16 protein-coding genes are annotated in these 12621 nt (G+C 63.8%); 11 read left to right on the top strand and 5 right to left on the bottom strand.

The annotated features are described in order from the left end of the window. Positions 1–6: 6 nt before the first annotated feature. From nifD to hspQ, 9 genes are all read left to right on the top strand, one after another. The gene (nifD, locus tag DB459_RS04035) at positions 7–1509 is read left to right on the top strand and encodes a nitrogenase molybdenum-iron protein alpha chain (protein ID WP_253711658.1); all 1503 of its coding nucleotides are present in this window, start codon (positions 7–9) and stop codon (positions 1507–1509) included. Between the two features lie 79 nt (positions 1510–1588). Further along, a complete protein-coding gene (gene nifK / locus DB459_RS04030) occupies positions 1589–3148 on the top strand; it encodes a nitrogenase molybdenum-iron protein subunit beta (protein ID WP_253711657.1) in 1560 nt (519 codons plus the stop codon). A 261-nt stretch (positions 3149–3409) separates the two neighbouring features. After that, positions 3410–5083, top strand: coding sequence for a nitrogenase iron-molybdenum cofactor biosynthesis protein NifE (gene nifE, locus DB459_RS04025; protein WP_253711656.1), 1674 nt, complete (start codon positions 3410–3412; stop codon positions 5081–5083). Positions 5084–5088: 5 nt separating this feature from the next. Continuing rightward, positions 5089–6474: a nitrogenase iron-molybdenum cofactor biosynthesis protein NifN gene (gene nifN, locus DB459_RS04020; protein WP_253711655.1), complete on the top strand. Its 1386-nt coding sequence runs from the start codon at positions 5089–5091 to the stop codon at positions 6472–6474. Positions 6475–6498: 24 nt separating this feature from the next. Continuing rightward, on the top strand, positions 6499–6894 hold the full coding sequence (nifX, locus tag DB459_RS04015) for a nitrogen fixation protein NifX (protein WP_253711654.1): 396 nt from the start codon (positions 6499–6501) through the stop codon (positions 6892–6894). Between the two features lie 8 nt (positions 6895–6902). Continuing rightward, positions 6903–7373, top strand: coding sequence for a NifX-associated nitrogen fixation protein (locus DB459_RS04010; protein ID WP_253711653.1), 471 nt, complete (start codon positions 6903–6905; stop codon positions 7371–7373). A 28-nt stretch (positions 7374–7401) separates the two neighbouring features. Further along, positions 7402–7602 carry a CCE_0567 family metalloprotein gene (locus tag DB459_RS04005; RefSeq protein ID WP_253711652.1) on the top strand — a complete coding sequence of 67 codons (201 nt, stop codon included), beginning with the start codon at positions 7402–7404 and terminating at the stop codon, positions 7600–7602. A 78-nt stretch (positions 7603–7680) separates the two neighbouring features. Continuing rightward, on the top strand, positions 7681–7977 hold the full coding sequence (fdxB, locus tag DB459_RS04000) for a ferredoxin III, nif-specific (RefSeq protein ID WP_253711651.1): 297 nt from the start codon (positions 7681–7683) through the stop codon (positions 7975–7977). 47 nt (positions 7978–8024) lie between these two features. After that, positions 8025–8381: a heat shock protein HspQ gene (gene hspQ / locus DB459_RS03995; protein ID WP_253711650.1), complete on the top strand. Its 357-nt coding sequence runs from the start codon at positions 8025–8027 to the stop codon at positions 8379–8381. 289 nt (positions 8382–8670) lie between these two features. On the opposite strand, the gene DB459_RS03990 is transcribed toward hspQ, so the two are convergent. From DB459_RS03990 to DB459_RS03975, 4 genes are all read right to left on the bottom strand, one after another. Next, positions 8671–8985 carry a hypothetical protein gene (locus DB459_RS03990; RefSeq protein WP_253711649.1) on the bottom strand — a complete coding sequence of 105 codons (315 nt, stop codon included), beginning with the start codon at positions 8983–8985 and terminating at the stop codon, positions 8671–8673. Positions 8986–8987: 2 nt separating this feature from the next. After that, positions 8988–9251, bottom strand: a complete 264-nt coding sequence (locus tag DB459_RS03985) for a hypothetical protein (protein ID WP_253711648.1) — start codon at positions 9249–9251, stop codon at positions 8988–8990. A gap of 17 nt (positions 9252–9268) precedes the next feature. Then, positions 9269–10138 carry a sulfurtransferase gene (locus DB459_RS03980; RefSeq protein WP_253711647.1) on the bottom strand — a complete coding sequence of 290 codons (870 nt, stop codon included), beginning with the start codon at positions 10136–10138 and terminating at the stop codon, positions 9269–9271. A 151-nt stretch (positions 10139–10289) separates the two neighbouring features. Beyond that, positions 10290–10736: a hypothetical protein gene (locus DB459_RS03975; protein WP_253711646.1), complete on the bottom strand. Its 447-nt coding sequence runs from the start codon at positions 10734–10736 to the stop codon at positions 10290–10292. A 161-nt stretch (positions 10737–10897) separates the two neighbouring features. Between DB459_RS03975 and DB459_RS03970 the strand changes: the two genes are divergently transcribed. Then, positions 10898–11329, top strand: coding sequence for a Rieske 2Fe-2S domain-containing protein (locus DB459_RS03970; RefSeq protein ID WP_253713414.1), 432 nt, complete (start codon positions 10898–10900; stop codon positions 11327–11329). A gap of 83 nt (positions 11330–11412) precedes the next feature. On the opposite strand, the gene DB459_RS03965 is transcribed toward DB459_RS03970, so the two are convergent. Continuing rightward, positions 11413–12021 carry a hypothetical protein gene (locus tag DB459_RS03965; protein ID WP_253711645.1) on the bottom strand — a complete coding sequence of 203 codons (609 nt, stop codon included), beginning with the start codon at positions 12019–12021 and terminating at the stop codon, positions 11413–11415. A gap of 279 nt (positions 12022–12300) precedes the next feature. On the opposite strand from DB459_RS03965, the gene DB459_RS03960 reads away from it, so the two are divergent. Beyond that, positions 12301–12621: an iron-sulfur cluster assembly accessory protein gene (locus DB459_RS03960; RefSeq protein ID WP_253711644.1), complete on the top strand. Its 321-nt coding sequence runs from the start codon at positions 12301–12303 to the stop codon at positions 12619–12621.

Below are 12621 nucleotides of genomic sequence, written 5' to 3'. Positions count from 1 at the left end.
ACGCGAATGAGCCTGACCAAGACGGAAAGCGTCGCCGAGATCAAGGCGCGCAACAAGGAACTGATCCAGGAGGTGCTGTCGGTCTATCCGGAAAAGACCGCCAAACGCCGCGCCAAGCACCTCAACGTCCATGAATCCGGCAAGTCGGACTGCGGCGTCAAGTCGAACCTGAAGTCGATCCCGGGCGTCATGACCATTCGTGGCTGCGCCTATGCCGGTTCGAAGGGCGTGGTCTGGGGGCCGATCAAGGACATGATCCATATCAGCCACGGCCCGGTCGGCTGCGGCCAGTATTCCTGGGCGGCGCGCCGCAACTACTACATCGGCACGACCGGTATCGACACCTTCGTGACCATGCAGTTCACCTCCGACTTCCAGGAGAAGGACATCGTCTTCGGCGGCGACAAGAAGCTCGCCAAGATCATGGATGAGATCCAGGAGCTCTTTCCGCTCAACAACGGCATCACCGTGCAGTCGGAATGCCCGATCGGCCTGATCGGCGACGACATCGAGGCGGTGTCGAAGAACAAGTCCAAGGAATACGACGGCAAGACCATCGTTCCGGTGCGTTGCGAAGGCTTCCGCGGCGTGTCGCAGTCGCTCGGCCACCACATCGCCAATGACGCGGTACGTGACTGGATCTTCGACAAGATCTCGCCCGACGCCGCGCCGCGCTTCGAGCCGACGCCCTACGACGTCGCGATCATCGGCGATTACAACATCGGTGGCGACGCCTGGTCGTCGCGCATCCTGCTCGAGGAGATGGGCCTGCGCGTCATCGCCCAGTGGTCCGGCGACGGCAGTCTCGCCGAGCTCGAGGCGACACCCAAGGCCAAGCTCAACGTGCTGCACTGCTACCGCTCGATGAACTACATCTCGCGCCACATGGAAGAGAAGTACGGTATTCCATGGTGCGAATACAACTTCTTCGGCCCGAGCAAGATCGCCGAATCGCTGCGCAAGATCGCCGGCTTCTTCGACGACAAGATCAAGGAAGGCGCCGAGCGCGTCATCGCCAAGTACCAGCCGCTGATGGATGCGGTGATCGCCAAGTACCGGCCGCGGCTGGAAGGCAAGACCGTGATGCTGTTCGTCGGCGGCCTGCGTCCGCGCCACGTCATCGGCGCCTACGAGGACCTCGGCATGGAAGTCGTCGGCACCGGCTACGAATTCGGCCACAACGACGACTATCAGCGCACTGCCCAGCACTACGTCAAGGACGGCACGCTGATCTACGACGACGTCACCGGCTACGAGTTCGAGCGCTTCGTCGAAAAGGTCCAGCCGGATCTCGTCGGCTCGGGCATCAAGGAGAAGTACGTCTTCCAGAAGATGGGCGTGCCGTTCCGGCAGATGCATTCCTGGGACTATTCCGGCCCCTATCACGGCTATGACGGCTTCGCCATCTTCGCCCGTGACATGGACATGGCGATCAACTCGCCGGTCTGGAAGCAGACCAAGGCGCCGTGGAAGACCGCCGCCAAGCCGAAGCTGCTCGCTGCGGAATGATCACGATCGCCGGCCCCGCCCTCTGGCGGCGGGGTCGGCGGTCAGGACCGACACACACGACAAAATCAAGGGTGCTTCCATGACGCAGAATGCCGACAACGTGCTCGACCATTTCGAGCTCTTCCGCGGTCCGGAATACCAGCAGATGCTGGCGAACAAGAAGAAGATGTTCGAAAACCCCCGCGATCCCGCGGAAGTCGAGCGGATTCGCGAATGGGCCAAGACCCCTGAATACCGCGAAAAGAATTTCGCCCGCGAGGCGCTGACCGTGAACCCCGCCAAGGCCTGCCAGCCGCTCGGCGCGGTGTTCGCGGCGGTCGGCTTCGAGGGCACGCTGCCCTTCGTTCACGGCTCGCAGGGCTGCGTCGCCTATTACCGCAGCCATCTGTCGCGGCACTTCAAGGAGCCGAGCTCCTGCGTGTCGTCGTCGATGACCGAGGACGCCGCGGTGTTCGGCGGCCTCAACAACATGATCGACGGCCTGGCCAACACCTATTCCATGTACAAGCCGAAGATGATCGCGGTCTCGACCACCTGCATGGCGGAAGTGATCGGCGACGACCTCAATGCCTTCATCAAGACCTCGAAGGAAAAAGGCTCGGTGCCGGCAGATTTCGACGTGCCGTTCGCCCATACCCCGGCCTTCGTCGGCAGCCATGTCACGGGCTATGACAATGCGCTCAAGGGAATCCTCGAGCACTTCTGGGACGGCAAGGCGGGCACGGCGCCGAAGCTCGAGCGTCAACCGAACGAGAAGGTGAACTTCATCGGCGGCTTCGACGGCTACACCGTCGGCAACATCCGCGAGATCAAGCGGATCTTCGAGCTGATGGGGATCGAATACACCATCCTCGCCGACAACAGCGAGGTGTTCGATACCCCGACCGACGGCGAGTTCCGGATGTATGACGGCGGCACCACGCTGGAAGATGCCGCCAATGCCGTCCATGCCAAGGCGACCATCTCGATGCAGCAGTACTGCACCGAGAAGACGCTGCCCTTGATCAAGGCCCATGGCCAGGAGGTGGCGGCGTTCAATCACCCGATCGGCGTCAGCGGCACCGATGAGTTCCTGATGACGCTGTCGCGGATCACCGGCAAGGAGATTCCCGAGGCGCTCGCCAGGGAGCGCGGCCGCCTGCTGGATGCCGTCGCCGATTCCGCCGCCCACATCCATGGCAAGAAGTTCGCGATCTACGGCGATCCGGATCTCTGCCTCGGTCTCGCAGCCTTCCTGCTCGAAGTCGGTGCCGAGCCGACCCATGTGCTCGCGACCAACGGCACCAAAGGCTGGGCCGAGAAGGTCGAGGCACTGTTCGCTTCCTCGCCCTTCGGCAAGAACTGCCACGTCTATCCCGGCAAGGATCTCTGGCACATGCGCTCGCTGCTGTTCACCGAGCCGGTCGATTTCCTGATCGGCAACACCTACGGCAAGTACCTCGAGCGCGACACCGGCACGCCGCTGATCCGGATCGGCTTCCCGATCTTCGATCGCCACCATCATCATCGCTATCCGGTGTGGGGCTATCAGGGCGGTCTGAACGTCCTGGTGCGGATCCTCGACAAGATCTTCGACACCATCGACGCCAATACCAACATTCCGTCGAAGACCGACTACAGCTTCGACATCATCCGCTGAGGTGCGAGCATGATCCGGAAAAGTGGACGCCGGTTTTCCGATCAGATCATGCTCCGACAAACGAGCATGATCCGGAAAAGTGGATGCCGGTTTTCCGATCAGATCATGCGCCGGCAATAAGTAAGCCAGAGCGCGATCGCGACCCGATCTGCCGCGATAGCGCCCTGGAATGAACCGACGATCGCCGGATCCCGCCTTGTGGCGGGACCTCGGCGGGCGGAATGAGCAAGACCCCGCAAATCCGGTGGAGAGGAGAGACGAATGAGCTCGCTGGCGGCCACGATCCAGGGCGTCTTCAACGAACCCGGCTGCGCCAAGAATGCCAACAAGTCCGAGGCCGAGCGCAAGAAGGGCTGTACCAAGCAGCTCCAGCCGGGCGGAGCGGCCGGCGGTTGCGCCTTCGACGGCGCCAAGATCGCGTTGCAGCCGTTGACCGACGTCGCCCATCTGGTCCATGGCCCGATCGCCTGCGAGGGCAACTCCTGGGACAACCGCGGCGCCAGGTCCTCCGGCTCGAACATCTGGCGCACCGGCTTCACGACCGACATCAACGAGACCGACGTGGTGTTCGGCGGTGAGAAGCGGCTCTACAAGTCGATCAAGGAAATCATCGAGAAATACGATCCGCCGGCGGTCTTCGTCTACCAGACCTGCGTTCCGGCCATGACCGGCGACGACATCAACGCGGTGTGCAAAGCGGCCCGCGAGAAGTTCGGCAAGCCGGTCATTCCGATCAATTCGCCCGGCTTTGTCGGGCCGAAGAATCTCGGCAACAAGCTCGCCGGCGAAGCGCTGCTCGAGCACGTCATCGGCACCGAGGAGCCGGACGAGACCACGCCCTACGACCTCAACATCATCGGCGAGTACAACCTCTCCGGGGAGCTGTGGCAGGTCAAGCCGCTGCTCGACGAACTCGGCATCCGCATTTTCGCCTGCATTTCCGGCGACGGCCGCTACCGCGAGGTGGCCTATTCCCACCGCGCCAAGGCGGCGATGATGGTCTGCTCCAAGGCCATGATCAATGTCGCCCGCAAGATGGAAGAGCGCTACGGCATTCCTTTCTTCGAGGGCTCGTTCTACGGCATCGAGGACACCAGCGATTCGCTGCGCGAGATCGCGCGGATGCTGATCGAGCGCGGCGCGCCGAGCGAATTGATGGACCGCACCGAGGCGCTTATCGCCCGCGAGGAGGCCCGCGCCTGGGCGGCTATCGAGCCCTACAAGCCGCGCTTCAAAAACAAGAAGGTACTGCTGATCACCGGCGGCGTGAAGTCGTGGTCGGTGGTCGCCGCGCTGCAGGAGGCCGGCCTGGAACTGGTCGGCACCAGCGTCAAGAAGTCCACCAAGGAGGACAAGGAGCGGATCAAGGAGCTGATGGGGCAGGATGCCCACATGATCGAGGATATGACCCCGCGCGAAATGTACAAAATGCTCAAAGACGCGCGGGCCGACATCATGCTCTCCGGCGGCCGCTCGCAGTTCGTCGCGCTCAAGGCCTCGATGCCCTGGCTCGACATCAACCAGGAGCGCCACCACGCCTATATGGGCTATGTCGGCATGGTCAATCTCGTCGCCGAGATCGACAAGGCGCTGTTCAATCCGGTCTGGGCCGAGGTTCGCAAGCCGGCGCCCTGGGCCAGGGCCGGCGCCGACTGGCAGTCCACGGCCATGGCCCAGATGGAGGCCGAGGCGGCCGCGCTGGCCGCCGATCCGGTTCGCGCCGAGGCCGCCCGGCGGGCCAAGAAGATCTGTCACTGCAAGTCGGTCGATCTCGGCACCATCGAGGACGCCATCGCGGCTCACGGCCTGACCACGGTCGAGGGCGTGAAGCAGCAGACGGCGGCGTCGGGAGGATGCGGAGGCTGCGCCATCCGCGTCCGCGAGATCCTCGCCGAGAAGGTCGCCGAACCGGTCCTGCAGCAGGCGGCGGAGTAGGCGGCATGGCGACGGTCACTCTCGGCAAGAAGGCCTGCGCGGTCAACCCGCTGAAGATGAGCCAGCCGATCGGCGGCGCGCTCGCCTTCATGGGCCTGCGCGGCTCGATGCCGCTGCTGCACGGCTCCCAGGGCTGCACGTCGTTCGGCCTCGTGCTGTTCGTCCGCCACTTCAAGGAAGCGATCCCGCTGCAGACCACGGCCATGAGCGAGGTGGCGACCGTTCTCGGCGGCTACGAGAATGTCGAGCAGGCGATCATCAACATCTATAACCGCACCAAGCCGGAGATCATCGGCATCTGCTCCACCGGCGTCACCGAGACCAAGGGCGACGATGTCGAGGGCTATCTCAGGCTGATCCGCGAAAAGCACCCCCATCTGGCGCAGTTTCCGCTGGTCTATGTCTCGACCCCCGATTTCAAGGACGCCTTCCAGGACGGCTGGGAGAAGACCGTGGCGCGGATGGTCGAGGTGCTGGTCGAGGCGCCGAAGACGGCGGCGCGGCGCGATCCGTATCGCATCAACGTGCTGCCCGGATCGCACCTGACGCCGGGCGATATCGACGAGTTGCGCACCATCTTCGAGGATTTCGGCCTGGAGCCGTCGATCCTGCCGGACCTTGCCGGCTCGCTCGACGGCCACATCCCGGATGAATTCACGCCCACCACCATCGGCGGCATCGGTGTCGAGGAAGTGGCCACCATGGGCCATGCCGGCTGGACACTGGCTTTCGGCGCCCAGATGCGCAGCGCCGCCGAGGCGATGCAGCGCAAGACCGGCGTTCCCTACCGTCTGTTCGAACGGATCACCGGCCTGAGCCCGAATGATGAGCTGATGGCGTTTCTCGGCGAGATCAGCGGGCGTCCGGTGCCGGTGAAATATCGCCGGCAGCGCGGCCAGCTGGTCGACGCCATGCTGGACGCTCATTTCCATCTCGGCGGACGGCGGCTGGCGATCGGCGCCGAGCCAGATCTGCTGTTCGATCTCAGCACCACGCTGCACGAAGTCGGCACCAAGGTGGTCGCCGCCGTCACCACCACCCATTCGCCGGTCCTGGAGCGGGTCGAGACCGACGACGTGCTGATCGGCGATCTCGAGGATCTCGAGAATCTCGCCAAGGCGCGGGACTGCGACCTGCTCATCACCCATTCCCATGGACGTCAGGCGGCGGAGAGGCTGCACATCCCGTTCTATCGTGCCGGCATGCCGATGTTCGACCGGCTCGGCGCCGGCCACCAGCTTTCGGCGGGCTATCGCGGCACGCGCGACCTGATTTTCCGGATCGCCAACCTGGTGATGGCCGATCACGAGGAGAACCATCAGCCCACGCCCGATACCTGGCGCGACGGGCTGGCGGCGCCCGGCCACGGCCATGCGGCACACGTGCACTGAGCGTCAACAGGAGAGGGACGGCACATGAAGATTGCGTTCGCCACCCAGGATCTCAAGCGGGTCGACGCTCATTTCGGCTGGGCCAAGAATATTGCGATCTACGAGGTCGGGCCGGACGGCCACCGCTTCCTCGAAGCCGTCCAGTTCGACGGCGACCTCAAGGAGGACGGCAACGAGGACAAGCTTGCCCCGAAGATCGACGCGATCAAGGATTGCGCCATTCTTTACGTGGCTGCGATCGGCGGTTCCGGCGCGGCGCGCGTCGTCGCCAACAACATCCATCCGATGAAGGTCAACCAGCCCGAGGAGATCTCCGATCTGCTCGTCAAGCTGGAAGGTGTGCTCAAGGGCACGCCGCCGCCGTGGCTGCGCAAAGCCCTCGCCAAGGGCCAGGAACGTACTCTCGATTTCGACGAATAGGATCCAACATGACTGCTGTCGCTGACGCGATTGAACAGGCTTCGCCCGCCGAAGCGCCGTTCATCAAGGAGTTGATCAAGGTCTGGCGTGCCCAGGACTCCCATGGAGCCTGGGACAGCAAGCCCGATCTCGACCTGCTCGAACCCTACATCGTCGACAAGGAGAAGCGCCGGGCGCTGCCGATCATCGGCGATCCCGATCCGGAAACCATCTGGCGCCTCGAGCTGTTCTTCAACGCCGTCGCGCTGTCGATCGAGCGCGCCACCGGCGTGATGATCTCGCCGATGCTGAAGATGAGCCATGAAGGGTTCGGCCGCATGGTGCTGATCGGTGGGCGTCTGATCGTGGTCAACAAGCAGCTGCGCGATGTGCATCGCTTCGGGTTCGACAGCTTCGCCAAGCTCGCCGAGGAAGGTGACAAGCACATCAATGCCGGCGTCGAGATGATCGGCAAATTCCGCGACGTCGCCGACTACTGAGCAGCGGCGGATTATCAGAGGACATTCCATGAGCGACGTCGAAAGCCTCAAGGCCGAAATCAAGAAGCTCTCCGCCAAGGCGATCCAGGCCAAGATGGACCTCCACGACCTGTCGGAGGAGCTGCCGGTGAACTGGCAGTCGATCCTGAGCGTGGCCCAGAAGACCCACGATGCCTTCGCCGAACTCGAGGCGAAACGCGCCGTTCTCAAGACCCTCGAAGCGGCCTGACCGGCCGATTTCGCCCGATCAAGACAAGTCGGATCACCCCAGCCGGAACGCCACAGCCCGAGATAGCGAGCTCAGCCAATGTCCAATGCCACCCGCGATGGCCGCCTCTGGCAGCCGGAATTCCTGCTCGCCATTGATGCCGGCAAGTGCATCGGCTGCGGCCGCTGCTACAAGGTCTGCGGCCGCGAGGTGATGACCCTCAAGGGCATCAATGAGGATGGCGAACTGGTGGCGCTCGACGACGACGAGGATGACGAGGTCGAAAAGAAGATCATGGTGATGAACGACGACGGCGCCTGTATCGGCTGCGGCGCCTGCGCTCGGGTCTGTCCGACCAATTGCCAGACCCACGCCGCGGCGCAGGCGGCGGCCTGATCCGGACCGGTGAGTGGCCGCGACGACGAGCCGTGGGAGTGCTGTCGATGGCCATGCCGAAGTCGCTGACCATGGGGCGGATCGCCGTCGCCAAGTTTGCCATCGGCCAGGTGATACGGCACCGGTCCTACAATATCCGCGGCATGGTGTTCGACGTCGACCCGCACTACACCGAAACCGAGTTCACCCATGCGATGCTGCTGGTCGATCCGCAACAGCGTCGCGACCAGCCGTTCTATTATCTGTTCGCCGATCACGAGCAGACGCCGTTCGTGGCCTATGTCTCCGAGCAGAGCCTCGAGCCGGATTCCTCGAACGAGCCGATCCAGCATCCCAACGTCGAGGCGATGTTCGTCCGTGACGACTGCGGCGTCTATCGCTGGCGCGGGCAGGTGATGAATTGAACGGGGATGCGGGCGCTCTGTGGCCTGACGTTCACGACGGCATGCCGGAGCCTGTATAAAGTCCGTAGCCCCGCCCGAGTTGCCGGTGCCGCCGTCGCGACGGCACCCCTCACCCGGCGCTCCGCGCCGACGGACTGTCGTCCTCCGCGAAAGCGCTACGAGATTCACGCATCCGGGCGGCACAACGAAGTGAAAAGATCCACCTTGACCTTCATTCTCGTCATGGCCGGGCTTGTCACCGGAAGTCGGATGTTTCCGACTTTCCGGCATCGGCATCCCGGCCGAGCCGCTACTCGATCCCCTCCGAGCAGGCCTTCCACTTCAGCGCGAGGCGGAAACGTTCGTTGATGGCGATCGGGTTGGCCAGGATCTGCGCCTCGGTGTCGGCGAAGGCGCGGGTGACGATATCGGCCTCCTCGCGCGTCAGCGCGACGCGTCCGGCCATATGGGTGGCGTCGGGGGCAACCTTGAGGATCGCCGCCCGGTTGGGATGCATCTTGACCTCGATCAGGTCGAAGGCCTCGAGCTTGCCGTCGAGGCAGATCGCAAGGCCGACGACCTCGAGCTTGCGTCCGTCCTGCGTCGTCTTGATCAGCACGGCCATCGCTATTCTCCTTCTTGTGCCGCCAGCCAGCTGTAGCCGCCTTGATCCCAGAGCTGCGCCAGGGTCTGGTCGGCTTCCCAGGTCGGGAACTGATTTCTGACGATGTCGTAATCGGCCTTGAAACGGGCGGCGTCCTCGCCGTCGAGATGCGCCGCGTAGTGATCGGGTTTGGAGCGCAGCACGAACCGCCGGCCGTCGGCGGAGCCGAGCAGGGCGAAGTCCTGCCCTTCGGCCAGCAGGTTCAGATCGGTTGCCGACGCGTCCATATCTGTCCTCGCTCGGCTCAGGCCGCCGCGGCGGCCGCGACCGCAGGTGTATCCTCCGCAACGCCCCATTCGGCCCAGGAGCCGTCGTAGACCGCGGCATCGGGGTGGCCCAGAAGATAGAGTGCCAGCGTCAGCATGCAGGAGGTGATGCCGGAGGCGCAGGTCGCCACCACGGGGCGGCCGAGATCGACGCCGGCGGCGGCAAAGCGCGCGGCGATCGCCTCCGGGGCGATCAAGGCACCGCTGTCCTGGTCGACGAGATCGCCCCAGGGCAGATTGATGGCGTCCGGGATGTGGCCGAGCTTGTTGACCGGAAAGACGTCGTCCTGCGTGCCGTCGAATTTCGCCGGCCCTCGGGCGTCGACGACCTGCTCGCCGCCGCTCGCAAGATTGCTCATCATCTGCCCGAGCGTGCGCACCAGCGCCGGTTTGAACGTCGCCTTGAAGCTGCGCGGCTGCGGCCGCACCGGCGCCATCTCCGTCGGCTTCTTCTCCTTGGCCCACTTGCCAAAGCCGCCGTCGAGCATCGCCACCTTGTCATGGCCGAACACGCGGAACATCCACCACGCCCGCGCCGCGGCGGCGCCGCCGCACAGCCGGTCATAGACCACGACGCGATCGTCGCTGGAGATCCCGAGCAGGCCGGCCTTGGTGGCGAACTCCGCCGCGCTCGGCAGCATGTGGGGCAGCGGGCTGGATTTATCGGCGAAGTGGTCGATGTCGAAATGCACGGCGCCCGGCAGATGGCGGCCGCGATACTGGGTGCGGCCGTCGATGTTGGTGCTGGTGTGATACCAGGTGCAGTCGAGGATGCGCAGGTCCGGATCCGACAGGTGCTCCGCCAGCCAGTCCGAACTCACCAGCGCCTCGGGTTTTGCGAAATCCATCGATCGTTTCTCCGTGTCGGAAACCAAGTGTCGAAAACCAAGTGTCGGAAACCAGGTGTCAGCAAGTCCGCGTCGGCAAGTCGGTGTCGGCAAGTTCATGTCGGCAAGTCGACAACTGTCGCGAGAAGGACATCTGCAGGTGCACGCCGCCTCAGGCCATATGCAAGGGATAGCCGTTGCGCGGCCGCGTCTCGTAATAGTCCGGCCGTTCCGGCCAGGCGCTTTCCGGCTTGATGGTGAAGGCGGTGATCGCGATCGGCGCGCCCGCCGAGAAGGAGACCTCGCTGAACTTGATCTCGCGGGCGCCCGGGCCCGCCGAGAAATCGGCGATGGTGGCGCCGTCCGCGGTGCGGGCGCGGGCGAATCCGGGCGTGCCGACATCGGCAGCCTGGACCGGATTGGCGACGAACAGCGCCGTGCTGCCGTCGGCGGAGAAGGCCGGCGAGGCGAAGGTGAGGGTTGCAAGAACGCCGCTGCGTTCCACGGCAATGTCGGCATTGGTCGGACGAGCGACCGAATAGACTGTCAGCGTGGCGCCGCTGAGCTGGGCCTTGATGTCGTCCACCGTGGCGGCGGCGCGATCACTTGGCAGTTTCATCTGTACCTCCAGAACAAAAAGACATGGTCTGAAGGAGTGGATTTCAATTTTTGTGCCAGATCGCGCGGCGCTGAAATCGATGCCGGGTCGCGGCCAAACGTGCGGGGGCAGACTTGCAGGATTCTTGCAAGGCGAAGGGCGTGACAAAATTCGAGGATGCGATGTCGACGCTCACTGAAACGACCAGCGAAGTCCCCGTCGCCTATGCGATCTGCGGCATGAACGACATTCCCAGCCGGCGGGCGGTCGGCTTTCAGCTCTTGATTGAAGGCGAGAACGGTCCGCTGCCATGGCCGATTATCGTGGTGCGCTGGGGCAAGCAGGTATTCGGTTATGTCAATCGCTGCCCCCATCACGGCACCAATCTCGATTGGGAGCGCGGCCAGTTCCTGGATTCCAACGGCACACGGCTGTTGTGCGGCAAACATGGTTCATTGTTCGACATCGGCACAGGCCAGTGCGTCGACGGACCGTGCAAGGGCAACGTGCTGGAAGCGGTGCGGCTCGCCGTGATCGACGATGACATCTGCGTCACCGGCGTCACCCTGGTCGAAGACGACGAGGACGAGACGCCGGCGGCCGCGGAGGAGTGAACCAGTACCCTGTTTTCGAAGTTCGCGAGTCAGCTGCGGCATCTTCCGGACACGAACTCCGGAAAGCGGGCACCAGGCCGGTGTCACACCGGCCGGTTCTCGTTGCGGTTCTTGACCGGGCCGGCGCGCTTGAGCCCCTCCTCGTAGCTGATCACTTCATATTTGGGCTTGAGCGCCACCGCGGCATCGAGCACGTAATCGAGCTTGCCGGCGGTATCGAGCTTCTTGATGTCGTTCTTGTCGATCGCCAGCAGGTCGAGCATTTCCTTCCAGACCGTGGATTCGTCGAGAGGCAGGATGTGGAAGGTGATGCCGTCGAGCGTGATGGTGTAGTGCGCCAACAGGTCGATGTTGTTGCAGAACAGGAAATAGGCGCCGTCCGGACGCAGCAGGCCCTTGAGCACCTCGACCGCCGGCGCGAGATAGGCGAACGAATGCAGGTAGCCGGCGAGCACGGGAATGGTGTCTTCGCCGGCCTGCGCGACCGCCAGCACCTGTTCGATGGAGAAGTCCGGCGGCCGTTTCTCATCGGCGACCTGGGTCTGGAACTTCAGCGCGATATCGCCGCGAAAGCCGAAGCGGCCCGGCTTGGTGCTCGGGCCCTTGAACACCGCATTGAGCAGGCGTCCCTCGCTGTCGAGCCGGGCGAAGGCAGTGGCGTCGATGGTTACGGTCTTCTCGAGCGTCGTCACGTCGGTCTCCCATTATCTCTCGGCATGGCCGTCTCTCGGCATGCGGTCCGTCAGCAGTGGATGGTGTCGCAGTCCCGACACGGCCCGCGGGGCGGGCATCCTGACAGGGGCCCATGCAATTTGTCTGCCGGAGCGAAGCTGTCGCAAACGCGACAAGCGTCGGGAAGACAACAGCCTGGCTCCGGCGAAATCCCACGTTAAATCAGCACTTTGCTGCATGGCACGAGACTTGCCATCCTCTCTGGCATGGCTTGATCCAATGCCAAGGGGTCGAACACGATGATCAATCTCACCGACAGCGCTCTCAATGCGGTTCGCAACGCGATCACGGCCGCGCCCAATCCGGTTGATGGCCTGCGCATCATGGTGGAGGCCGGCGGCTGCGCCGGGCTGAAATACAATCTCGGGCTGGTCAGCGAGGTCGACCCCGACGACACCGTCATCGAGCGTGACGGCGTCCGGGTCTTCATCGACAACAAGAGCCACGAGATGCTCGCCGGCACGACGATCGATTTCGTCATTGCCCTGGAAGGTTCCGGCTTCACCTTCGACAATCCGAACGCCAAGACGAGCTGCGGCTGCGGCAAATCCTTCGGCTGA

The sequence above is a fragment of the Bradyrhizobium sp. WD16 genome, assembly GCF_024181725.1.
In the GTDB taxonomy this organism is placed as follows: domain Bacteria; phylum Pseudomonadota; class Alphaproteobacteria; order Rhizobiales; family Xanthobacteraceae; genus Bradyrhizobium_A.
Note: the sequence above shows the minus strand (reverse complement) of the source record. Positions and strands in the feature narration are given on the sequence as shown.

What these genes read in the sequence shown, in the direction of transcription:
- nifK (WP_253711657.1), top strand. Translation starts at nt 1,589, where the DNA reads ATGACGCAGAATGCCGACAACGTGCTCGACCATTTCGAGCTCTTCCGC.
- DB459_RS04005 (WP_253711652.1), top strand. Translation starts at nt 7,402, where the DNA reads ATGAGCGACGTCGAAAGCCTCAAGGCCGAAATCAAGAAGCTCTCCGCC.
- nifN (WP_253711655.1), top strand. Translation starts at nt 5,089, where the DNA reads ATGGCGACGGTCACTCTCGGCAAGAAGGCCTGCGCGGTCAACCCGCTG.
- nifX (WP_253711654.1), top strand. Translation starts at nt 6,499, where the DNA reads ATGAAGATTGCGTTCGCCACCCAGGATCTCAAGCGGGTCGACGCTCAT.
- DB459_RS03975 (WP_253711646.1), bottom strand. Translation starts at nt 10,736, where the DNA reads ATGAAACTGCCAAGTGATCGCGCCGCCGCCACGGTGGACGACATCAAG.
- DB459_RS03960 (WP_253711644.1), top strand. Translation starts at nt 12,301, where the DNA reads ATGATCAATCTCACCGACAGCGCTCTCAATGCGGTTCGCAACGCGATC.
- DB459_RS04010 (WP_253711653.1), top strand. Translation starts at nt 6,903, where the DNA reads ATGACTGCTGTCGCTGACGCGATTGAACAGGCTTCGCCCGCCGAAGCG.
- nifD (WP_253711658.1), top strand. Translation starts at nt 7, where the DNA reads ATGAGCCTGACCAAGACGGAAAGCGTCGCCGAGATCAAGGCGCGCAAC.
- DB459_RS03990 (WP_253711649.1), bottom strand. Translation starts at nt 8,985, where the DNA reads ATGGCCGTGCTGATCAAGACGACGCAGGACGGACGCAAGCTCGAGGTC.
- DB459_RS03985 (WP_253711648.1), bottom strand. Translation starts at nt 9,251, where the DNA reads ATGGACGCGTCGGCAACCGATCTGAACCTGCTGGCCGAAGGGCAGGAC.
- fdxB (WP_253711651.1), top strand. Translation starts at nt 7,681, where the DNA reads ATGTCCAATGCCACCCGCGATGGCCGCCTCTGGCAGCCGGAATTCCTG.
- DB459_RS03970 (WP_253713414.1), top strand. Translation starts at nt 10,898, where the DNA reads ATGTCGACGCTCACTGAAACGACCAGCGAAGTCCCCGTCGCCTATGCG.
- nifE (WP_253711656.1), top strand. Translation starts at nt 3,410, where the DNA reads ATGAGCTCGCTGGCGGCCACGATCCAGGGCGTCTTCAACGAACCCGGC.
- DB459_RS03980 (WP_253711647.1), bottom strand. Translation starts at nt 10,138, where the DNA reads ATGGATTTCGCAAAACCCGAGGCGCTGGTGAGTTCGGACTGGCTGGCG.
- hspQ (WP_253711650.1), top strand. Translation starts at nt 8,025, where the DNA reads ATGGCCATGCCGAAGTCGCTGACCATGGGGCGGATCGCCGTCGCCAAG.